Genomic DNA, 20,543 nt, shown 5'->3' on the forward strand with positions numbered 1-20,543 from the left:
AGCAGTTGCCATTTTCCGAAGGCCAGATCCTGGTCCACCCCCATCACGGCCCCGCCGTTGTCAGCTCGTTCCAAACCCATCCGCGCCTGCAGAAAAACTGCATTGTCCTCGAGGTCCAGTCCTCCCACCTGATGGTGTGGGTGCCCGTTGACCAGGTGGACCATGTCGGCCTGCGTCCCGTCCTGGACCGGACCGGGCTCGACGCACTGTTCGGCATCCTGCGCGCTCCGGCGGATAAAGAGGATGCCCAGTGGTCCCGCCGGTACAAGGACAACACCGAGAAGCTTGCCACCGGTGATCCGATGGTGATTGCCGCCGTCGTCCGCAACCTGATGCTCCGTGACGCCGACCGCGGTCTCTCGCAGGCCGAGCGGGAGATGCTCCGCCATGCCCGCAGGCCGCTGCTGACCGAAATATCCCTGTCTCTCGGGCTCACCGAGGTCGAAGCCGGCGCGAAGCTGGACGCCGTCTGGGCACCGACCACCGCGGTCGCCTAGCTCAGCCGTTCCCTCAGGGTCAGAACAGCAGAGGGCGGACACCTTATCGGTGTCCGCCCTCTGCTGCCGTTGTCTTACTCCGGTACTAGGAAGCCAGCGCCGGGATCTTCATGCCGTGCATGGTGACCAGCAGGTTGTGGGCGAACTCGACCTGGCGGCGCTTCTCGGCGTCGTCCCAGCCCAGCTGCGGAGCCAGCAGGTCCGCCAGTTCGGTCAGCATGGCCTCGGTGACCAGGCCGCGGAAGGCCAGTGAGGTGCGGCGGATTAGGATGTCGGCGAGCTGGGTGATCTGCTCGTTCTCCACCATGTAGGTGAGCTCACGGGTGCTGAGTTCGCTGGTGGAGGCCAGCAGCTGGTCCCCGCCCTGGGACAGGAAGTCCAGGACGTCGACGGCGCGGGTGCCGTAACGGGTCAGCAGGACGCGGACGCGGTCGCGGTCGGCCACGTCCGAGGCCGTGCGGTTGACCCACAGGCGCTCTTCAGCCTCGGTGCGCGGGAAGTCCTTGCCGCCGCCGATCTGCAGTTCCGCCGTCGTCGTCTTGCGCGGCATGCCCAGGGCGGTCATCGCCTCGGTAGCCAGCGTCTCTGACAGGGCGCGGAAAGTGGTCCACTTGCCGCCGACCAGGGACAGGCTGGTGACGTTCCGGCCGCCGCGGTTGTCCGTGCGCTTTTCCACGCGGTAGTCGCGGGACACGAAGCCGGGCTGCGTGTCGTCGTGCTTGGGCAGCGGGCGGACACCCGAGAAGGTGTAGACAATGTGGTCGCGGCGCACGTCGACGGTCGGGAACACGTGGGCGATGAGTTCGAAGAAGTACTCGATCTCTTCGTCGGTGCAGACGGACGCTTCGTTGATGTCGGCGTCGATGTCCGTGGTGCCGACCAGGACGCGGTCGCCCATCGGGTAGATCAGGACGATGCGGCCGTCGGTGTGCTCGAAGAACATTTCACGGCCGGAGCAGGCTTCCAGCAGTTCCGGGTGGTCCAGGACGATGTGCGAGCCCTTGGTGCCGCCCATGAAGCTGGTGCGCTTGCCGAAGGAATCGTTGGTCTCGTCAACCCAGGCGCCGGTGGCGTTGATAACGACGTCGGCGTCGAAGACGAACTCTTCACCGGTGACCTCGTCGCGCAGCACGGTGCCGCCCTCGGTGGTGCCGACGGCGCTGACGTAGTTGCTGGCGCGGGACTGCGGGTTGGCTTCGAGGCCGTCCCGGAGCACGTCCAGGGTGAGGCGCTCGGGGTTGTGGACCGAGGCGTCAAAGTACGTGGCGGTGTACTTGACGTCCGGGCGCAGCTTCGGCAGTTCCTGCAGGGACTTCTTCTTGCCGACGAAGTTGTGCTTGGGGGCCACGCGGCCGCCGCGGGAGAAGAAGTCGTACATGAGCAGGCCGGCCTTGATCAGCACGGCGCCGCGCTCGGTGTGCTTGCCCTGCTTGTGCGTCAGGAAGCGCAGGGGCGCAGCGGTGATGCCCGAGAAGGTGGTGGTGATCGGGATGGTGGTCTGCAGCGGCTTGACGTAATGCGGAGCCAGGCGGAGCAGCGCGTTGCGCTCGACGACGGATTCGTGCACGAGGCGGAACTCGCCGTTTTCCAGGTAGCGGATGCCGCCGTGGATCATGTGGGAGGACGCACCCGAGGCGCCCTGGCAGTAATCCCCGCGCTCCACGAGGGCTACGTCCACGCCCTGCAGGGACAGGTCCCGGAAGGTGCCGACGCCGTTGATGCCGCCGCCGATGATCAGCACCGAGGCCTTGGGCCGGTCCTTCAACTGCTGTACCACCGGACGGGTCCGGGCGGCGCTGGTTTCCTTGCTGGGGTTCACGGAATTGTCCACGTATCTCTCCAAACGCTTCTGTGGCTGCGTTGCCATATCTACTCAATGGTCGAAGCCGGCCGGCCGCCGGACCGAACCAATGCACATACGTGCAGCCTGCGATAATGAATTCATGGAGTACGCAACGGTGTCGATGGACAGCGAATGAACATTGGTGTCAGTGGCAGGTCCGCGGACGGCTTCGGAGCGGGGGCGGGCGAGAAGGAGAGCCGGGACCGTGACGCCCTCCGGGCCGCGCAGATGTACTACCTGCAAAGCCTGACCATGGAGGCGATTGCGCGGGAACTGCGGATCTCCCGTTCCACGGTCTCCCGCCTGTTGTCCTACGCGCGCAGTACGGGTCTGGTCCGGATCGAGATCCGCAATCCGTCGGACCGGGCTCCCGCGCTGGAACAGGAAATCGCCTCCCGCTTCGGCATCCAGGTGCATGTGGTTCCCATGGCCGAAACCGTCTCCCCCGCCCAGGCGCTGCAGCGCGTCGCGGTGCAGGCAGCGCACCTGATTGGGCCGCTCATCGACTCCGATGCGATCATCGGCGTCGCGTGGGGTTCCACGCTGACGGCCGTAAGCCAGCACCTTCCGGTCAAGAACACCCATGACAGCACCATTGTGCAGATGAACGGCGCGGGAAATTTCCGCACCTCCGGCATCACGTACGCCAGTGAAATCCTGCAGCGTTTTGGGCATGCCTACGGCGCCCGGGTGGTCCAGTTCCCCGTCCCGGCGTTCTTCGACCACGCCGAAACCAAGGAAGCAATGTGGCGGGAACGCCCGGTGAAACGGGTGCTGGACCTGCAGGCCCGGATGAACACCGCCATTTTCGGGGTCGGTTCCATGGAGGCGGGTGTGCCCAGCCACGTCTACAACGGTGCCTACCTCGACGAAGAGGACCTGAACGAGCTGGTGGCCGAGGGTGTGGTGGGCGACGTCGCCACCATGTTCTACCGTGCCGACGGCACCTGGGACGGGATCAAGCTCAACTACCGAAGCACAGGCCCGGATCTGTCCTCGCTGCGGGAGATCCCCCGCCGGATCTGTGTGGTGGCCGGCGAAACCAAAACCACCAGCCTGCTGGGGGCCCTGCGTGCAGGACTGGTGACGGACCTGATCCTGGACGAGAATTCTGCCAGGCGGCTCGTGTCCTCCTAGCTCGCGTCGTCGCAGGACTGCACGCACACCCGGATGAGGGAGGGAACCTTGGACCCCACTGCTGACCCCACTTCTGCGCAGCTTCGGCTGCAGGAGCTGCAGCTCGGAACCGATGCCGGGACTGCCCTGGCGTTCTTTGATTCCCTGCCGCCGGTCCAGGTGCCGGAGCTGTTCGGCTCCTGGCGGGGCAGCGAAGTGCCCACCGGGCACCGGCTGGACGGGCTCCTGGAACCCTTGGGCTGGTATGGGAAACGGTTCGACGGCGCGGAGGAGGTCTTCCCGCTGGTCGTCTCCGGAGCCGGAGGTGGCGTGTTCAACGTGAATCCGGCGCTGGTGCCGCTTGCTGCCGTCCTGCGCTTTGGCCCGTTGCTGCGGAAGCCTGGGCTGCAGGCGGCTGTTCATCCTGCCTTGCGGCTGGCGCGGACCCGCCGGCCCGGCGCCCGGCTGCGGATGACCGAGTACCGCGGAGTGTTGAGCGCAGCCATGATCTACGACGCCCTGCCGGTCCTGGATGTGTTCCGCCGGGTCGACGACGGGACTGTGCTGGGCGCGATGGACCTGCGTGGTCCCGGGGCACCGTTCTTCTTCGCGCTGCACAGGGGCTAGCTGGGCTGCACGTTTCTTGACGGCAAGTCCCGCCACAGTTGTTCGCCTGGATGCCGGTTTTGTCGGCGTGGGATCAGAACGGCGGTGCGGCTTCCGCACGCGATCCGGTGCCTTGGGGGTCGTTCTGTCGGGAATCCTCTCGCTCCCAAGACATGCCCCAGCCCGGTTTCGGACGTGCCAGGTCCAGGTCCAGGAGAGGTTCAGTGCGGTAGATCCTTCCGGTCGGCGAGGTCCACTCCATGACCCCTGGTGTGGGTTGGCAGGCTTTCCAGTACCCGAGTGTCTTGAACCGGTGATGCCGGCGGCAGAGGTGTTCCAGGTTTCCGTGGTCGGTGGGGCCACCCTTCGCCCAGTCGATGGTGTGGTCAATGTCCGAAACCGCCGTGTTGACCCTGCACCCGGGGAACCGGCAGGTTCCGTCACGGGCCCGAAGCCAGCGCCGGAGCCCGGCAGGTACTTTTCGCCGCCGCCCAACCCCGAGGATCTCCCCGGTGTGCGGGTCCTGGGCGAGTCCGGTCCAGCCGGCGGCGTTGCGGGCCAGTCTCCGGGCCGCTTCGGCGCTGATCGGTCCGTACCCGTGGAGTTCGGCGGGCTGGTCGTCGGCTCCGAAGAGAGTCTCGGCGTTGATCAGCACCATGATTTCCGCCCGCGGGATGATTCCCTCGTCCGGTCCTGCAACACTACCGCCGTCGCCGTACTCTTCTGCCGCTGCACCTGCCCGGTTCGCTCCGCCCGTATTTCTGACCCGGGTGGAGCCGAGGCCGCCCATCAGCAGCTGCGCCAGAATGTCGGCCCTCAGCTGATCACTTGTCCGTGAATCCCCTCCGGCCTGCTCACCCCGCGCCGCAGTGCTGAGAGCGGTGTAAATCTGCTGCGCTTCCGCGGCCCGTAAATGCGCCGACAGGCACGACATGCCGTCCTCCTCCCTGTCCAGGGTGACCATGCGCTGCTCGAAGGCGGTCAGGTGCCTTTTGCTGACAGTCTCCGGGAATTTCTTTTCGCGCAGCCGTCGCGCCTTGGCCGAGAACTGTGCCCGCGTTTGACCTTCGGCAGCCTTCAGCAGCCTTCAGCAGGTCAGCTTCGAACCCGGAGAGTTTCGAGGCGGGAATGTTCTGGCACTGATCCAGGACCACCTGGGCATGCTGGTAGGAGAACCGTCCGTCTTCCAGGCCGGAAAGTGTGGCGGTATGGGCGCCGCACAGCTGGCCGGCCTCACTCAGCAGCCGCTCACCTGTCATCTGCGGAACCCTCAGAATGGCGGCGCATTCCGAAGCAGCGAGGCTAAAAGCTATCCCGGGTTTATCCCGCTCCGACGCGTCGAAGAAGCTATCCCGGAACAGTTCCTCCATCCGATTGAGCAGGCGGACCTGCAGCGCCTGCCCCCAGGAAATCAGGTGCTCCACCCGGGACAGGGCTTCCGCGACGGCGGAATCGTCGAAGGACTCGAGGTTCTGCAGTGCCAGAGTCCCGGTGAAACCGTCCAGGTACCCGTTTGCTGGATTCCCGGCTTCGGAGGCACCGGCATCAGCGGCCACGGATGGTTCGCCGTCCAGCTCCGCCCGGTAAACCGACAACGTACAGGCCGCACGCGGCGCATCCGATTCACCCGTCATGCCTTCTGGCTGGTGGTCGTCACTGCCTGGTTTTTCGGTTGTCCGTCCGGTATTCCCGACCTGATCCATAGCCCAAAGATTTCATCCGGCACTGACATTTCAGGCCTCCAAACAGGCTTAAACGGTGCCTCCGAGGACACTGAAAATACCCGTCTTTCTGGGTCTACTACCTGCCCTCATCGCGCTGCCCGGCTACACCGCACGCACCCCGTTACCCTGCGCCTATTGGCGGGGCACCTACTGGCAGACCTGCGTTCCCGGCTCCACCGCTATGGTTTCAATGACCTTGCCTGTGGCGGTGTCGATCACTACTACCGAATCGGCGGGCCAGCTTTCGTCGGGGACGGGCTGGTAGCCGACGTCGGACACATCGGTGGCCTTGCCGGCGTCGTTCCGGCTGCGGTTGAAGGCATCAATGGTTTTCCCGGTGTTTGTATCCACAGTCACCGTCTCCTCCGGCAGGTCGGCGTTATCACCGGACACCGGAGTGGAATTCCACCAGCCCTCGTAACCGCCGACGCAACCGGCCTGTTCCTCCCCGCCTTGCCCGCTTTGCCCGCTGTGCCCGCTGCCGCCGCATCCGGACAGCAGACCGCCCAGTACCAGCAGACCTGCAACCGCCGTCTTCTTCATGTGCCAGCCTCTCCCCCAGTGATTCGGGAGCAGCCTAGCAGTACCCTCGCCGCCTCATCCGGCCAACCGCCACCGGTCATTCAGCCAGCATCGCCACCGAACGGTTCCACAGCCCAAGGGCCAGCGCCGCGTCCCCGGCCTGCTTGTTGGGCTTGGCCACCTTGCTCCGGACAAAGTACTTGCCGGTCGGATAGTCCGTTCCGGGGGTTCCCTCCGCCAGGAACACCAGCGTCCGGGCGCCCTTTTCCGGCGTCGGGAGAAGCCTGCGCAGCAGCGGTGACTGGTAGACCGCCCGCATTGCCGAGCCTTCCGCATTGGAGAAGCTCGACCCGATCACTCCCGGGTGGAAGGCGGTGGAAGTTGCACCATGCGAACGGTACCGGCGGTCAAACTCCTCCGTAAACAGGATCTGCTCCAGCTTGGCGTTCCCATACGCCTTGCTGGGGTTGTACCCGTTTTCATTTTCCAGATCGTCCAGATCCACGTTGCCGAACAAGCGGTTGGCCATGCTGGAAGTGTTGATCACTGTGCCCTTGGACTCAAGGAGCCGGTCTGTGAGTAGCTGGGTGAGCAGGAACGGCGCCAGGTAGTTCACCTGGAACGTCATCTCGTGTCCGTCCTCCGTGACCTGGCGGACGTTGCCGAAAACCGCTCCGGCGTTATTGGCCAGGACATCAATGTGCGGGTAGCGCTGGAGCAGTTCCGAGGCCAGGGTACGTACACTGCCCAGGTCCGCGAAGTCGGCCAGGAAGTACTCGCCGCCCGTGTCCCTGGCGACGGCGGCGGTCTTCTCCGGGGACCGCCCCACCAGCACCACGTGATGCCCGTCTTGGGTGAGCCGTCTTGCAGCGGCCGCACCGATTCCGTCACTGGCACCGGTGATCACGATGGTTTTGGGAGACACGAAATCCTGCTTTCCTCAGAGTGCGGCCGGTGGCGGCAACACCGTTCCACCTTAGCTGCGCATGCCGCGGATTTACCCCTGTAGCCGGACCAGCTTGTCCGGATTGCGAACCGCGTACACCGCCTGTACCCGGCCATCGGCCAGTTCCAGTTGGAAGACGGTGGTCACCGCGCCGTCCTCCCGGAACGCGACGGCGGGCAGCCCGTTGAGCTCGACGAATTTCGGGACGGCTCCGGCTCCGTACTTGTCCGCCAGCCCGATCATCAGGCGCGCCACCTTCTCCGGACCGTAGACCGGCCGCAGTGCGGCACTGACCTTGCCGCCGCCGTCGGACACGAGAACCACGTCCGGAGCCAGCACGTCCAGCAGCGACTGCACCTGCCCGGTCATGGTGGCGGCCAGGAAACGTTCGACGGCGGCGCGGTGCTCCCCGGTATCCGGCACACTCCTGGGCGTTCCGGACCGAAGGCGGGTCCGTGCCCGGTGAACCGTCTGCCGCACGGCGGGCTCGCCCATCTCGAGGGACGCGGCTATTTCCGGGTAACCAAAGTCGAAGACCTCGTGCAGGATAAACGCGGCGCGCTCGGGACCACTCAGGGTCTGCAGCAGCACCAGCATGGCCGTCGACACCTCGCTGGCCGTCAGGGCCGCCGCCTCAGGATCCATTGCCAGCCGGGCCGGACCGGTAGGCAGAGGCTCGGGCAGCCACTCGCCCGGATAGTCTTCCCGCCGCCGGGATGCGGCGCGGAGCGAATTCAGTGCCTGGCGGGAGGCCGTGCGGGCCAGGTAGGCCCGTGGGTTTTCCACCGGAACATCCACCGCCCGCCAGCGCAGATAGGTTTCCTGCACCACGTCCTCGGCATCCGCCACGGTGCCGAGGACGTCGTAGGCAATGGTGAAGACCATGCCGCGGTGCCTCAGGAATTCGGTGTCGCGGCCTGGCCGCACACCGGTCAGCTGCGGGTCATCGGTGCGGGAGCCGCCGTCGTCGCCGCCTGCGGACCTGTTGGCCATGTGTACGCTCCGCTCCGTTTGGCTTCACCGCGGATCCAGCGCAGTGTCATCCGGCAGATGATTTCCTTCTGGACGGCCGCCGTCCTGCCGTGCAGGTGGAAGCGGGTCGGAGAATCGTCGGCAGACAGGAACTGGACCGCCCCGTCACTGCGGCCCAGACTAATGCACAGGCCGCGGAATCCGCTGTCGTGCCGCACTCCCGCCGTTCCGTCCAGGGCCCGGAGGATGTTTCCTGCCGCGTCGGCCCCCATGGGCAGGGCAGCCGCACAGCACATCCGCAGGTAGTCGTAGAACGGGTCGTCAATCACCCCGGCATCGCCGGCTCCGTAAATACGGTCCTGGCCGCGTACCCGCAGCGTCGAATCAAGGCACAGGCGCCCGCCGTCGTTCACCGGAAGCCCGCTTGCCGCAGCCAGCCCTGGCACGGCGAACCCGGCGCACCAGAGGACGACGTCGGCGCCCAGGCCGGTGCGCACGTCCCCGTCCGCACGGACCGGCGTTCCACTGTGCAGTTCCACTCCGGCCCGGCGCAGGCTCTTCTCCACGGACCGGCGGGTCTGTGTGCCCAGCCGCGGCGCGATGGGCTCCGCGCTGTGCAGGCTGACGCGGAGCCGGCCATGGGTCCGGGCTGTCTCGGCGGCCGTCTCCACGGCGGTCAACCCGCCGCCGACCACTGCTACGCGGGCCCCGGCAGGCAGCGCTGCGAGTTGGCCCCGTGCCGCCGTCGCTCCTTGGAGTTGTTCCATGCGCACGGCGCCGTCCGGTGCCGCCGCGGCGGCAGAGCCCACGGCGTACACCAGGTAGTCGTAGGCCAGCGTTCGGCCGTCGGCCAGCTGCACGGTCCGTTCCGCCGGCCGGATCCGTACTGCCCGGCCGGTAACCCGGTGAACGGCCGGATGCAGGAGGGAATCGAAATCGACTGTGGCATCCGGGCGGGTTCCGGCCGCGTATTCGTGCAGCCGGATGCGCTCAACGAACCTTTGGTCCGGGGTGGCCAGGACGACGTCGAGCCCCGGCCTGCCGCTGCCGGCGAGCCGGTTGGCCGCCATAACCCCTGCGTATCCCCCGCCCAGAATGACTGCTGTGGTACCCATGAGCGCACTCCCTGATGTCCGTCACTTCCGGCTTCCACGCCGGCTGCACATAGGACACCGCCCGGGGCGGGTTTGTGACCGGCTCTCACTCCGGTCGGCCGGCCGCCAGGCCCGCAATCTCCTGCAGGGCCAGCACATGGGCGTCGAAGCTCGAGCGACCGGCCGGGGTGAGGGCCACCCACGTGATCCGGCGGGCGTCCCGGCGGGCCGGCGACGTCGTCTTGGCAAGGCGCACGTAGCCGGCGTCGCCCAGCACCTTCAGCTGCTTAGAGAGGGTGGCGTCGGAAATGCCGAGGGTGTCCCGGAGCACGGCAAAGTCCATCTGCTCCACCGGACGCAGCAGCCCGCAGATGCGCAGGCGCGTCGGTGGATGCACCACTTCGTCGAACCGGGGCTTAGGCATGCGGCAGGCACGCCGCACGCAGGTGGCGGACTGCGGCCCGGTAGGCAACGCCGGCGAGCCAGGTCACCAGCAGGAAGGCCGTAAGGCTGGTGAGCGTTACTGCCCAGGCGAGATCCAGCGACACCAGGGCCAGACTCACGGAAAACAGAACCAGGCAGAGCAGCACCCCCATGCTGATGGCTCCGATGGCCGGGGCACCCAAGCTGCCGAATTTCACTCCGGCGTTCCGCTGGATCAGGTGCAGGAGGACGAACAGCAGTGCTACAAGCATCCAGGTCCAGGTCGGCGTTTCGTAATTGGCACCGGGATTGGTGTCCGCGGCGGACGCCACCCAGCACGCGGCCAGCGCGCCAACCCCCGCCAGCAGTGTCCGGGGTTCAGCAGCGGAAGACACAAGTGTCCCGCGGTCAGTCGAGAGCATCCGGAGGCGGTCGGCAGCCTCAGTTGATTCCGTGAAGTTACTTTCCATGATGGAAAGAGTATTGACCGCCTCTGCCGGTGTCAACGGAACGGAAACCTACGGCACGGGCTCCACTGCATTCTTCCCAGGCGCGGAGGACGGTGCGGCGCCCGGTGGCTCATACAGTCCGGCGTACTCCTCGAGCGTGATCCCGGCGCCGTGGATTTTTCCGGCCGCGTCCGGACCTACGTACCGCAGGTGCCAGGGCTCATAGGCGTAGCCGGTAATGTGCTCGGCGCCGGCCGGATAACGGATAATGAAGCCGTACCGCTGGGCATTGGCAGCCGCCCACGCGCCTGGTGCGGTCCCTTCAAAACAGGCCTTTAGCGAGCATTCCCCGCCGGAAGCACCGATATCCACGGCCAGTCCGGTCTGGTGCTCACTCTGCCCGGGCAGGGCCGAGATCGACTCCGCCACTTCCGTGCCGTACCGCCCGGTATAGGCATCGTGCAGCCGGGCCTGGGATTCGGCAGTACGGAAGCCGCTGACGGCGGTGATGGCGACGCCGGAGGCTTCGGCGTCGCGGGCCATCTGGGCAAATGCTTCAGCGGCTTCCTGGCGAAGGGAAATCCCGCCGGTTTCGATCAGCACCGCGGGCACATAGCCGGGATCACCGAGCGGGCGCTGTTTGTTCACCACCACGGACACACTGCCCGGGGAATCGAAGTCCTGGGCGGTACTGGTGGTCCCGGCATACACGGAGACGGGCTGGTCAAGATGAAAGAGGTACGCCAGCAGACCGAGGCACACGCAGCCGAGGATGGCGATGTGCGTGGTGATGTGCTGACGCGGCATGGTGGTTCCCTCCCCGGACTACCTTCCCATAGGCCGGTTCAGTCCGGGAGGACCGACGCGGATCTTTCCCAGCGCCTACGCCAGCTTGGTTTTCCGCGAGAAGATTTTCTGCAGCAGGATGAACAGCAGCAGCAGGACGCCAATGACAATCCGCGTCCACCAGGAACTCAGGGTCCCCTGGTAGGAGATGAACGTCTGCACAATGCCCAGCACAAGCACCCCGGCAAGGGACCCGATGACGTACCCGTAGCCGCCGGTCAGGAGTGTTCCCCCGACCACCACTGCAGCGATCGCGTCCAGCTCCATCCCCGTGGCGGCAAGGCTGTAGCCGGACAGGCTGTAGAAGGAAAAGAGGATGCCCGCGGTTGCCGAACAGAACCCACTGACCGTGTAGACGAGCACCTTGGTCCGGGGCACCGCCAGCCCCATCAGCCGTGCCGAGGCCTCTCCCCCGCCGATCGCGTACACGGTCCTGCCAAAGCGCGTCTGGTGCAGCACGTAAAACGCACCGGCCACGAATAGCAGGGCAATGAGCACTCCGGGCGAGATGAACATATTTCCCGGCAGCCGGATGCGGGCCTGCGCCATGGAGGTGAAAAACGGATCGGTAACCGTGATCGCGTCGAGGCTGATCACGTAGCAGAGACCGCGGGCCAGAAACAGGCCGGCAAGGGTGACAATAAAGGGCTGGATTTCGAAGACCTGGATCACCAGGCCCATCAACAGCCCCAAGACGGCGCCGGTCAGCAGCACTAGACCGATCACGGCAAACGGGTTCCAGCCCGCCTGCAGCAGGGCCGCGGCGATCATCATGGACAGTGCGACGACGGACCCCACGGACAGGTCGATGCCGCCGGTCAGGATCACGAACGTCATCCCGACGGCGAGCACGATCAGGAAGGTGTTGTCGATCAGCAGGTTCAGGAACACCTGCCCGGAGAAGAAGCCCGGATAAATCACGGATCCCGCGGCAAACATCACGAAGAACAGCACGATCGTTGCAACGGTCGGTGCGTATTTGGCCTTCCCCTGCAGGAGGCCGCTGCGCTTCCGCGTGGCAGGGGTGGACGGGCTGGTCAGGACTGACATCAGGCGGCCGCCTTGGTTGCAGGACGTGCCGGGGCAGGTTGCCTGCGTTGCCGCAGCAGCGTCCGGGCCTTCGGCGATTGAAGCAGGCACACCAGGATGACCACGAGTGCCTTGAAGACCAGGGTCACCTCGGGCGGAATGCCGAGCGTGTAGACGGTGGTGGTGAGTGTCTGGATGATCAGCGCGCCGATCAGGGTGCCCACGAGGCTGTAGCGCCCTCCGGCCAACGAGGTGCCCCCGATGACGACGGCGAGGATGGCGTCCATCTCGATGAAGAGTCCGGCGTTGTTCGCATCCGCTGCGGTGACGTTCGAGCTGATCATCAAACCGGCGACGGCGGCGCAGAAGCCGCTGAACACGTAGACAATCCAGAGGATCCGGCGGGCGCTGACGCCGGCCAGCCGGCTTGCCACGGGGTTGATACCTACGGACTCGATGAGTGTTCCCAGTGCGGTCCACCGGGTCAGCAGCGCGGCGCCGGCGAAGGCCAGGGCGGCAATCAGGATCGAGATGGGCAGCGTGAGGAAGTATCCTGCGCCGATGGCGTGGAAGGACTCGTTGGACACAGAAATGATCTGGCCGTCCGTCACGAGCTGGGCCAGACCTCGGCCCGCAGTCATCAGCACCAGCGTGGCAATGATCGGCTGGATGCCGATCGCGGAGACCAGGAACCCGTTCCAGGCACCCAGCGCCAGCCCCGCCCCCACCGCAATGGCCACGGCGGTTGCCGCGGTCGCGAAGGAACCCGGGTTGTCGGAGTTGTAGATGTAGGTGCAGGACACAGCGCCGGCAATGGCCGCCACGGCGCCCACCGAGAGGTCGATGCCGCGGGAAGCGATCACGAGCGTCATGCCGAGGGCGATCAGGAGCGTGGGGGCGCCGTTGCGCAGGATGTCGATCAGGCTGCCATAGAGGTGTCCATCCTGAAGCCGGACCACCAGGAAGTCGCTGCGGAAACCCTGGTTGAGCAGCAGCAACAGGACCAGCGCGAGGACGGGCCACATCAGCCGGTGCCTCAGAACGCCGGTCATTCGCCCGTCCCGGCAATGATCGTCATAACATCCTCCATGCTGACTCCCTGGTTGGGTAGATCCGCCACCATCTCACGGTCCTTCAGGACAGCAAGGTGATCGCTGAGGCGCAGCACTTCCTCGAGTTCCGCGGAAATGAAGACGATCGACATGCCGTCGTCGGCCAGGCTGCTGATATACGTCTGGATCTGAGTCTTGGCGCCGATGTCGATGCCGCGGGTGGGTTCGTCCAGGATGAGCAGTGCCGGGTTGGTGATCAGCCAGCGGGCAAGGAGCACCTTCTGCTGGTTGCCGCCGCTGAGGTTCCGGACCAGCGCCTCCTTGTTTGCGGGCCGGATGTCCAGCGTCTGGATGAACTCTTCGGCCAGCTGGTCCTGGAGGTGGCGGGGCACCCGTCTCAGCCATCCGTTCCGCGCCTGCATCGCGAGGACCATGTTGTCCTTCACGGAGAGGTCACCCACCAGCCCTTCCTCCTTCCGGTTTTCCGAGGAGAAGCCGATGCCCTGCTCGATGGCGGTGCGGGGGTTCCGCAGGGACCGCGCCGCACCCCGGATCCGCAGTTCCCCCTGGTCTGCACGGTCGGCACCGAAAAGCAGCCGCGCCGTTTCGGTCCGCCCGGATCCCAGCAGGCCGGCGAGGCCGAGGATCTGTCCCGGACCGATCGAGACGGTGATGTTCTCCACTGATCCTTTCCGTCCCAGGTGCTCGGCCTCCAGCAGGGGCGCACTGCCCGGAGCGCCTGCCGTGTGCCGGGTGTCCCCGCGGTCCAGCTCCTCGAGGACTTCCAGGTCCTTGCCGATCATTTTCTGGATCAGGCCCATGCGGGGAAGTTCCGCGGTGCGGTATTCCCCCACGAGTTTCCCGTTACGGAGCACCGTCATGCGGTCGGAGATGGCGTACACCTGCTCCAGGAAGTGGGAGACGAACAGCACCGCCACCCCGCGGTCCCGGAGCGACCGGATCACTCCGAAAAGCTGCTGCACCTCGTCAGCGTCCAGGCTGGAGGTGGGCTCATCGAGGACGAGGACCTTAGCGTCCACCTGGACGGAGCGGGCAATGGCCACCAGTTGCTGGACCGCTATCGAGTGCGTGGATAGCACGGACCCGGGATCCAGGTGTCCCAGCTGCAGCTGCGCCAACACAGCGCGGGCCTTGCGCCGGACCTGCTTCCACTGGATATGGCCGAACCTGCGGGGTTCGCGTCCCAGCAGGATGTTCTCCTCCACCGTAAGGTTCGGGCACAGGTTGACCTCCTGGTAGACCGTGCTGATCCCCGCTTCCTGGGCTGCCGCCGGGGACGCGAACACGGCGGGACGGCCCATCACGGTGACGGAACCGCCGTCGGTCCGGTGGACACCGGTAAGCGCTTTGACCAGGGTGGATTTTCCGGCCCCGTTTTCCCCCATGAGGGCGTGGACTTCCCCGGGAAACAGCCGGAAGTCCACGCCGTCGAGGGCTTTGACACCAGGGAAAGCAACGGTGATGCCGTGCATCTCCACCACCGGCGAGCTCTGGTCCATGGTCAGTACTTGCGGGTGGGCAGGGCTTCCTTCGCCTGCTCGGGGGTGAAGGACGTTTCTTCGGTCACCACGCGGGCCGGGACCTCTTCGCCGTTCACCACCTTCTCGGCGATATCCATCAACTGTTCGCCGAGGAGCGGATTGCACTCGACAATGAAGTTGATTTTCCCGTCCGCCAGGGCGGTCATGCCGTCTTTGACCGCATCCACCGTGATGATCTTGATGTCCTCGCCGGGCACCATGCCCGCCGCCTCAATCGCTTCGATGGCGCCCAGGCCCATGTCGTCGTTATGGGCGTAGACCACGTCAATGTCCGGAGTGTTTTTCAGGAAGGCCTCCATCACCTGCTTGCCGCCGCTGCGGGTGAAGTCCCCCGTCTGGGACTGCACGATCTGCAGGTCCGGGTCCGCGGCGATGGCAGCCTCGAAGCCTTCCTTCCGGTCAAGCGCCGGAGCGGCGCCGGTGGTCCCCTGCAGTTCCACGATGTTCACCGGGCCGTCGGTGGCCGCACTGTCCTCCACGAGCCACTCACCGGCCTTCTTGCCTTCCTCCACGAAGTCCGAGCCCAGGAACGCGGTGTAGAGGGAGGTGTCTTTGGAATCGATGGCACGGTCCGTAAGGATCACGGGGATGCCAGCGTCTTTGGCCTCCTTCAGCACGGTGTCCCAGCCGGATTCAACCACCGGAGAGAAGGCGATGACGTCCACCTGCTGCTGGATGTAGGAGCGGATCGCCTTGATCTGGTTCTCCTGCTTTTGCTGGGCATCGGTGAATTTCAGGTCGACGCCGGCGGCTTTCGCCGCGTCCTGCACATCCTTGGTGTTGGCTGTCCGCCAGCCGCTCTCCGCGCCTACCTGGGCAAAACCCATGGTGATGCCGTCCTCCGCGCCTCCGCCGGCGTCGGACCCCGATCCGCCGCCGCCGCAGGCAGAGAGGGCGAGGGCTGAAACCGCCAGGCCTGTCATTAGGGATTTCCGAAACACTGCTGCCTCCTGGAATTCGGACCGCAGCCAGGACAACGCACCCTCATCGCTGCGCGGGCACCGTGCCCTGGCTGCATAGTGACCGTTCACATTCCGTCGGTCAAGCGAGTTTTCGCGGATTTCTCGTTCCACCCGTGGGCCGCTGCAGTGCAGCGGCCCACGGGCGGATGTGCTTCGGTACCGGTCAGGCTCCGGCGGAAACCAATGCCGGCTCCGGCCGTGCAGCGGCACCTGCCCCGGTGTCCACCGGATGCGCCTCGGTGCGCGGCGGCTTGAAGTGGTCAATAACGGTGACCACCGCCAGCGAGGCTGCACCCCAGATGCCAAGGGTCAGCAGGTGGGACCAGAGGGTGTCCGAACCGAAGTAGAGAATCGAGCGGATCGATTCGACCGCCGCCGGCATGGGCAGCACTCCGTGCAGGAAGCGGAAGATTTCCGGCTCCATGTAGATGGACATTGCCGCGCCGGAGGCCGGCACGCCAAGGAACATCAGGATGCCGATCACCGGAAGGATGGCGAGCATCCCCATGAACCGTTCGAACACGGCAGTGAACATGGCCATGCAGAAGATCGCAACAGCACCGGCTCCCCAAAGCGGGAGGAAGTGCCCGTCGATGGCCCCGACGAACACGTCGGCGATGACCCAGAGGAACGCCGACATGCCGACGGCCCACGCGGCAACAATCGGGAGCAGCCTACGCAGCGGTCGGCTGGCCGGAGCCGCCGTCGAACCAACCACAATGATCATAAAGCCGGCCATGATCCAGCCCATGGCCAGGTACATCGTGGCCATGCCCATGGAGTCCGAGTCCTTCAGCGGGGCCACGTTGTCGGAGGCCATTTCCATTTGCTGGCCTGCGGACACCTGGCCGAACACCGAGGTGAGGACCTGCTGCTGGCTTATGCCCGCTGCCTGGTTGGTGATGAGTGTCGCGGTGGGGTTTTCGGCCGAAGGCAGCACGTAGGCGCCGACCACCGTCCGGTCCTGCACCTGGCCGCGTGCGTCGTCGGCGTTATCCATCGGATGCAGATCGAACAGCCCGGACATGTTTTCGTCCAGGCCGGACACGGCCTGTTCCGCCTGTTCGGCAGTGGCGCCGACGACGGCGACCGGCATGTCCCGCGGCGTGGGCTCGTACATGGCGCCCAGCATGAAGGACAGCATCATGGTCACCATGGCCAGCGGGAAGAAGGCCAGGGTGCCGTAGCGCCAGCGGCGGCGCTTCGGGCGGGGGCCGCCGTGCAGCGACGCGACGTTGATCGCCGGCGGAGCCGCATTCGGCTTGCGGCGGCGTTTGACGGCGTCGAGGACGAGGGTGAGCAGCAGCGCCGCCACGGCCCCGATGACCAGTACGAGCAGGTGGGGGCCCGCCCCGTTACCGTCGAAGTACAGGTACGAACGCAGCGATTCGCCGGTGGCGGCCGCGGGCAGGAAGCTGTGGAGGTACGGGTAGAGGCCCGGCATGGTGTGCACGGACATGCTCATGTTGGACGCCGGAACGCCCAGCACCATGAGGAACAGCATGCCGGCCAAAACGGCCATCGGGCCGAGGATCCGGGTGAGGAACAGCTGGACGCTGCCGACGGCGAACACGGTCAGCCAGGAGACGCCCAGCACGGCGGCGGAGTGTCCCTCGACGACGCCGAGCATCGGACCCGTGACGGCCCAGACCAGGCCGGCAATCAGTGCGGCCCAACCGGCCAGCAGGGGAACGAAGCGGCGGAAGCGGAGCAGCTCGGGCGAGTTGGAGAGCACCAGGCTCAGGGGCATGTAACCGGCCAGCATCAGGGCGGTGGTCAGGAACATTGCACCCAGGCCGGCCATGTCGTGGTCGGGCAGCGGGGCAAGGTCCTCGGACTGCAGGGTCAGGCCCTGGCTAAGCACCTGCGGGGCAAGCAGCGCCGTCACGGTACTGGACTGCGACGCGCCGGCAGCACTGGCGGTGTAGAGGGTCGCGGCGGAGCCATCCACGGCCACTGCTCCGGAGACCTCGCGGTCCAGGACCAGCCGGCGTGCGTCCTCGGCGGTATCAACTACCCGTACCTCAACGGCGTCGGGGTCGGAGGACTCGAGGGAATCAGCGAAGCGTTCCGCCTGAGCAGCGGATCCGCTGACGGCGATGGGCAGGTCGTTGGGCGTGGGCGCATGCATTGCGGCGAGGTAGCCGCCCACCAGCATGGAAACCATCAGGAAAGGCATCAGGAACATGGCCACGTAGCGGCCGATCTTCTCTGCCTTTGCGCGCTTTGCGGCAGCTGCGTCAAGATCCGTGGTGCCCGTCTCCGGTGCCTCGGTTTCTCGTGTCGGATCCGTATCCGTATCCGGCGGAGAGCCTGGGGATGTCGGGGAAGTACTGGTCAAGGACGTGCTCCTGTAGCTGAATTCACGAGTGGTGGTGCGAAGTGCGCGTCGACGCGGTTGCCGAGGCGGGGTCTGTGGGGCCAACTCGTCAAAATTACGCCATGTGGCGTAAATTAGGTAATCGAAGCCGCAGGAATGCCGACACAAGGGAACACGCATGGGACAGCACGGGGCGAAAGCACGCGAGACGCTGCTCGATGCCGCCGAGGAGCTTTTTGCCCGCTACGGCATCGACGCTGTGTCCAACCGGCGCATCGCCGAGCATGCAGGGACGGCCAACCATTCCGCCGTCGCGTACCACTTCGGCGGCCGGGACGAACTACTCGAGGCGCTGGTCACCCGCCATCTCGAGGACACCCACCGGCGCCGCGCGGTGCTCACCGACCAGCTGGGCGACGACGCCGGCCTCCACGACCTGCTGGCCTGCCTGATCCTGCCCTGGGTGGACCACCTCGCATCCCTGCCGGTGCCGAGCTGGCGGGCCCGGTTCCTGCACCAGATGCGTGCGGTGCCTTCCATGAAGGCCCTCTTGAACCGCACGGCCATCGCCAACCGCGGCACCGAAGACCTGCTCCGCCGGACTGCTGCCGCCGTCGGCGAACTCCCGACCACCGTCCTGCACGGCCGGTCGTGGATCCTGGGCAACATGACCACCGCCACCTGCGCCGAGTATGAGGCGCGGGTCCAGGACGGAGCCGAGACCGCGAACTGGACCGGGGTGGGCTACTTCCTCATCGATTCCTGTGCCGGAATGCTGTCCGCCCCGGTAACGCATCCCGGAAACTTCATCACGCAGCCCTCGCCCGTCTACCTCCTCTAGGGCTGGGCCCGCCGCGAAAGGGATGCCTCCACGGCACGTTCCGTTTCTTCAGCAATCAGGTCGGCGTTGATGGCGGCTCCCGCCGCAAGTCCCGCGGCTGCTGCACCGATCACCTGCATCATGGGGACCACCATGTTTCCGGCCGCATAGACCCCGGGAACGGTGGTGGCCCCCGTCGGATCCGCCGCCGGCACCGCCGTTCCGATGATCTGCTCCCCCACGAACTGTTCCACCGGTTTGATACCCAGGTCCGCCAGATAAGCGGCGCGGGCATGCACCGGAGCAGCGATCACGAGTGCCTGCCGCTGCACTGCCTCGCCCGAGGCCAGGCGCAGTCCGGTGAGCCGGGACTCTCCCTCCACTGCCGTGACTTCACCGGCAACTACCCGGATGCCGCGGGCCGCCAGCTGCTGTGCCTGCGCGCCGCCCGGCTCCCCGGAGGTATGCAGGAACAACACAATGTCCTCACTCCACTGCCGCCACATCAGGGCCTGGTGCACGCCCGTCTCCAGGTCCCGGGCCAGAATCCCAATCGGCCGGTCCTGGACTTCCCATCCATGGCAGTACGGACAGTGCAGCACATCCTTCCCCCAGTACCGCGCCAGTCCCGGAATGTCCGGCAGGACATCCCGTGCCCCCGAAGCGGCCAGCACCCGGCGGGCCAGCAGGGATCCGCCGTCGGCCAGGGATACCAGGAACCTTCCGTCGTCGTCGCGGGTTACCGTGCTGACCGTTCCCTCCAGCACGACGGCGCCGTAGCCGGTGATCTCGGCGCGTCCGACGGCGGTGAGTTCCGACGGCGGGGTCCCTTCCCGGCCGATGTAATTGTGCACGCCGCCGGCCGGGGCATTGCGTGGGTCTCCGGAGTCAACCACCGCTACTGACCGGCGGGCACGGGCGAGATTCAAGGCCCCGCTCAACCCGGCCGCGGAGCCACCAACCACTACTACGTCATATTCGCCATTCGTCATGTCCGGTCCTTCCATGCGGCCCGGGACCGTCACCCGGAGCTCTTCCGCCAGTCTGGGTTGGACGCCTTCGGACGGGCAATCATTTTTGCCGGTCCGGCAACTAATGCGTGCATCCGCAGCTGGAACCCCTGCTGCCGCCTGCGTGCCGTAGGTTTACTTCCATGAGCGAGAAACCCCTGTCCGGCGTAGGACCGCGGCTGCGCTCCCTGCGGTCACAGCGCCGCGTTACGCTCTCCAACCTCTCCGAGACCACCGGCATCTCCGTCAGCACGCTTTCCCGGCTCGAGTCGGGCCAGCGGCGTCCAACACTGGAGCTGCTCATGCCGCTGGCGCAGACCTATGGGGTGACCCTCGACGAGCTGGTGGACGCTCCGGCCACGGGCGATCCCCGGGTACATATGCGTCCCATCCGCCGTCACGGGGCACTCATCATTCCCCTGACCGAAAAGGCCAGCGGGGTTGGTGCCTACAAATACATCCTGCCGGCGACGGATAAGCCCGCCACCCCGGATCCACGCACCCACGAGGGCTATGAATGGCTCTACGTCCTCAGCGGTAAGCTGCGGCTCGTCCTCGGCGACGAGGAACTCATCCTGGTCCCCGGCGAAGCAGCAGAGTTCAGCACCCGGCTGCCGCATTGGATGGGAAATGCCACCGCCGAGGCGGTCGAGTTCATCGCCCTTTTCGGACCCCAGGGTGAGCGGGCACACCTCCGGGCGCGCCCGGCGCCGCGCCCCCGCACCTAGGGTCTGCCCCTGTCGTCCAACA

20 protein-coding genes are annotated in these 20,543 nt (G+C 66.1%); 5 read left to right on the plus strand and 15 right to left on the minus strand.

What is annotated here, in order from left to right; all coding sequences use genetic code 11:
* The first annotated feature begins 5 nt into the window (after positions 1-5).
* A complete protein-coding gene (locus QNO10_RS07910) occupies positions 6-497 on the plus strand; it encodes a CarD family transcriptional regulator (RefSeq protein WP_229948037.1) in 492 nt (163 codons plus the stop codon).
* An 85-nt stretch (positions 498-582) separates the two neighbouring features.
* Here the strand turns inward: QNO10_RS07910 and QNO10_RS07915 are convergent, their stop codons facing one another.
* On the minus strand, positions 583-2,364 hold the full coding sequence (locus QNO10_RS07915) for a glycerol-3-phosphate dehydrogenase/oxidase (RefSeq protein ID WP_442860247.1): 1,782 nt from the start codon (positions 2,362-2,364) through the stop codon (positions 583-585).
* A 204-nt stretch (positions 2,365-2,568) separates the two neighbouring features.
* On the opposite strand from QNO10_RS07915, the gene QNO10_RS07920 reads away from it, so the two are divergent.
* Both QNO10_RS07920 and QNO10_RS07925 read left to right on the plus strand, forming a co-directional pair.
* Positions 2,569-3,477, plus strand: a complete 909-nt coding sequence (locus QNO10_RS07920; protein WP_229948093.1) for a sugar-binding transcriptional regulator — start codon at positions 2,569-2,571, stop codon at positions 3,475-3,477.
* Between the two features lie 48 nt (positions 3,478-3,525).
* On the plus strand, positions 3,526-4,083 hold the full coding sequence (locus tag QNO10_RS07925) for a DUF4334 domain-containing protein (protein WP_229948036.1): 558 nt from the start codon (positions 3,526-3,528) through the stop codon (positions 4,081-4,083).
* A 73-nt stretch (positions 4,084-4,156) separates the two neighbouring features.
* Here the strand turns inward: QNO10_RS07925 and QNO10_RS07930 are convergent, their stop codons facing one another.
* The 13 genes from QNO10_RS07930 to QNO10_RS07990 all read right to left on the minus strand — a co-directional run bounded on the left by QNO10_RS07930 (position 4,157) and on the right by QNO10_RS07990 (position 17,984).
* On the minus strand, positions 4,157-5,146 hold the full coding sequence (locus QNO10_RS07930) for an HNH endonuclease signature motif containing protein (protein ID WP_349665748.1): 990 nt from the start codon (positions 5,144-5,146) through the stop codon (positions 4,157-4,159).
* A 787-nt stretch (positions 5,147-5,933) separates the two neighbouring features.
* Positions 5,934-6,329 carry a hypothetical protein gene (locus QNO10_RS07935; RefSeq protein ID WP_229948035.1) on the minus strand — a complete coding sequence of 132 codons (396 nt, stop codon included), beginning with the start codon at positions 6,327-6,329 and terminating at the stop codon, positions 5,934-5,936.
* Positions 6,330-6,405: 76 nt separating this feature from the next.
* Positions 6,406-7,233 (minus strand): SDR family NAD(P)-dependent oxidoreductase, encoded by an 828-nt coding sequence (locus tag QNO10_RS07940; RefSeq protein WP_229948033.1) that lies wholly within the window; start codon positions 7,231-7,233, stop codon positions 6,406-6,408.
* Positions 7,234-7,305: 72 nt separating this feature from the next.
* Entirely contained in the window at positions 7,306-8,247 is a 942-nt protein-coding gene (gene sigJ, locus QNO10_RS07945) for an RNA polymerase sigma factor SigJ (RefSeq protein WP_229948031.1), read from the minus strand.
* Entirely contained in the window at positions 8,187-9,341 is a 1,155-nt protein-coding gene (locus QNO10_RS07950; RefSeq protein WP_229948028.1) for an NAD(P)/FAD-dependent oxidoreductase, read from the minus strand. Before QNO10_RS07950 ends, sigJ begins: the two co-directional genes overlap by 61 nt.
* Positions 9,342-9,426: 85 nt before the next feature.
* Positions 9,427-9,744 (minus strand): transcriptional regulator, encoded by a 318-nt coding sequence (locus tag QNO10_RS07955; protein ID WP_229948026.1) that lies wholly within the window; start codon positions 9,742-9,744, stop codon positions 9,427-9,429.
* On the minus strand, positions 9,737-10,213 hold the full coding sequence (locus tag QNO10_RS07960; protein WP_229948022.1) for a hypothetical protein: 477 nt from the start codon (positions 10,211-10,213) through the stop codon (positions 9,737-9,739). The genes QNO10_RS07955 and QNO10_RS07960 overlap by 8 nt, the downstream gene beginning before the upstream one ends.
* Before the next feature lie 48 nt (positions 10,214-10,261).
* The gene (locus QNO10_RS07965; protein WP_229948020.1) at positions 10,262-10,999 is read right to left on the minus strand and encodes a M15 family metallopeptidase; all 738 of its coding nucleotides are present in this window, start codon (positions 10,997-10,999) and stop codon (positions 10,262-10,264) included.
* 75 nt (positions 11,000-11,074) lie between these two features.
* Entirely contained in the window at positions 11,075-12,088 is a 1,014-nt protein-coding gene (gene yjfF, locus QNO10_RS07970) for a galactofuranose ABC transporter, permease protein YjfF (RefSeq protein ID WP_229948018.1), read from the minus strand.
* Positions 12,088-13,119, minus strand: coding sequence for an ABC transporter permease (locus QNO10_RS07975; RefSeq protein WP_229948016.1), 1,032 nt, complete (start codon positions 13,117-13,119; stop codon positions 12,088-12,090). The genes yjfF and QNO10_RS07975 overlap by 1 nt, the downstream gene beginning before the upstream one ends.
* On the minus strand, positions 13,116-14,639 hold the full coding sequence (locus QNO10_RS07980) for a sugar ABC transporter ATP-binding protein (RefSeq protein WP_229948015.1): 1,524 nt from the start codon (positions 14,637-14,639) through the stop codon (positions 13,116-13,118). The genes QNO10_RS07975 and QNO10_RS07980 overlap by 4 nt, the downstream gene beginning before the upstream one ends.
* Positions 14,640-14,641: 2 nt before the next feature.
* Positions 14,642-15,604: an ABC transporter substrate-binding protein gene (locus QNO10_RS07985; RefSeq protein ID WP_229948013.1), complete on the minus strand. Its 963-nt coding sequence runs from the start codon at positions 15,602-15,604 to the stop codon at positions 14,642-14,644.
* A gap of 202 nt (positions 15,605-15,806) precedes the next feature.
* Positions 15,807-17,984 (minus strand): ABC transporter permease, encoded by a 2,178-nt coding sequence (locus tag QNO10_RS07990; RefSeq protein WP_229947975.1) that lies wholly within the window; start codon positions 17,982-17,984, stop codon positions 15,807-15,809.
* A 157-nt stretch (positions 17,985-18,141) separates the two neighbouring features.
* Between QNO10_RS07990 and QNO10_RS07995 the strand changes: the two genes are divergently transcribed.
* A complete protein-coding gene (locus QNO10_RS07995) occupies positions 18,142-18,804 on the plus strand; it encodes a TetR/AcrR family transcriptional regulator (RefSeq protein ID WP_229947973.1) in 663 nt (220 codons plus the stop codon).
* On the opposite strand, the gene QNO10_RS08000 is transcribed toward QNO10_RS07995, so the two are convergent.
* Positions 18,801-19,775, minus strand: coding sequence for an NAD(P)/FAD-dependent oxidoreductase (locus tag QNO10_RS08000; RefSeq protein ID WP_229947972.1), 975 nt, complete (start codon positions 19,773-19,775; stop codon positions 18,801-18,803). The genes QNO10_RS07995 and QNO10_RS08000 overlap by 4 nt on opposite strands.
* A gap of 161 nt (positions 19,776-19,936) precedes the next feature.
* Between QNO10_RS08000 and QNO10_RS08005 the strand changes: the two genes are divergently transcribed.
* Positions 19,937-20,521, plus strand: coding sequence for a helix-turn-helix domain-containing protein (locus tag QNO10_RS08005; protein WP_229947971.1), 585 nt, complete (start codon positions 19,937-19,939; stop codon positions 20,519-20,521).
* The last annotated feature ends 22 nt before the right edge of the window (positions 20,522-20,543 follow it).

This window comes from Arthrobacter sp. zg-Y919 (genome assembly GCF_030142045.1).
Classification (GTDB): Bacteria; Actinomycetota; Actinomycetes; order Actinomycetales; family Micrococcaceae; genus Arthrobacter_B.

Coding starts and splice junctions, on each gene's coding strand:
- QNO10_RS07915 (WP_442860247.1), bottom strand. CDS start 2,364: ATGGCAACGCAGCCACAGAAGCGTTTGGAGAGATACGTGGACAATTCC.
- QNO10_RS07920 (WP_229948093.1), top strand. CDS start 2,569: ATGTACTACCTGCAAAGCCTGACCATGGAGGCGATTGCGCGGGAACTG.
- QNO10_RS07935 (WP_229948035.1), bottom strand. CDS start 6,329: ATGAAGAAGACGGCGGTTGCAGGTCTGCTGGTACTGGGCGGTCTGCTG.
- sigJ (WP_229948031.1), bottom strand. CDS start 8,247: ATGGCCAACAGGTCCGCAGGCGGCGACGACGGCGGCTCCCGCACCGAT.
- QNO10_RS07950 (WP_229948028.1), bottom strand. CDS start 9,341: ATGGGTACCACAGCAGTCATTCTGGGCGGGGGATACGCAGGGGTTATG.
- QNO10_RS07955 (WP_229948026.1), bottom strand. CDS start 9,744: ATGCCTAAGCCCCGGTTCGACGAAGTGGTGCATCCACCGACGCGCCTG.
- QNO10_RS07960 (WP_229948022.1), bottom strand. CDS start 10,213: ATGGAAAGTAACTTCACGGAATCAACTGAGGCTGCCGACCGCCTCCGG.
- QNO10_RS07965 (WP_229948020.1), bottom strand. CDS start 10,999: ATGCCGCGTCAGCACATCACCACGCACATCGCCATCCTCGGCTGCGTG.
- yjfF (WP_229948018.1), bottom strand. CDS start 12,088: ATGTCAGTCCTGACCAGCCCGTCCACCCCTGCCACGCGGAAGCGCAGC.
- QNO10_RS07975 (WP_229948016.1), bottom strand. CDS start 13,119: ATGACCGGCGTTCTGAGGCACCGGCTGATGTGGCCCGTCCTCGCGCTG.
- QNO10_RS07980 (WP_229948015.1), bottom strand. CDS start 14,639: ATGGACCAGAGCTCGCCGGTGGTGGAGATGCACGGCATCACCGTTGCT.
- QNO10_RS07985 (WP_229948013.1), bottom strand. CDS start 15,604: ATGACAGGCCTGGCGGTTTCAGCCCTCGCCCTCTCTGCCTGCGGCGGC.
- QNO10_RS07995 (WP_229947973.1), top strand. CDS start 18,142: ATGGGACAGCACGGGGCGAAAGCACGCGAGACGCTGCTCGATGCCGCC.
- QNO10_RS08000 (WP_229947972.1), bottom strand. CDS start 19,775: ATGACGAATGGCGAATATGACGTAGTAGTGGTTGGTGGCTCCGCGGCC.
- QNO10_RS08005 (WP_229947971.1), top strand. CDS start 19,937: ATGAGCGAGAAACCCCTGTCCGGCGTAGGACCGCGGCTGCGCTCCCTG.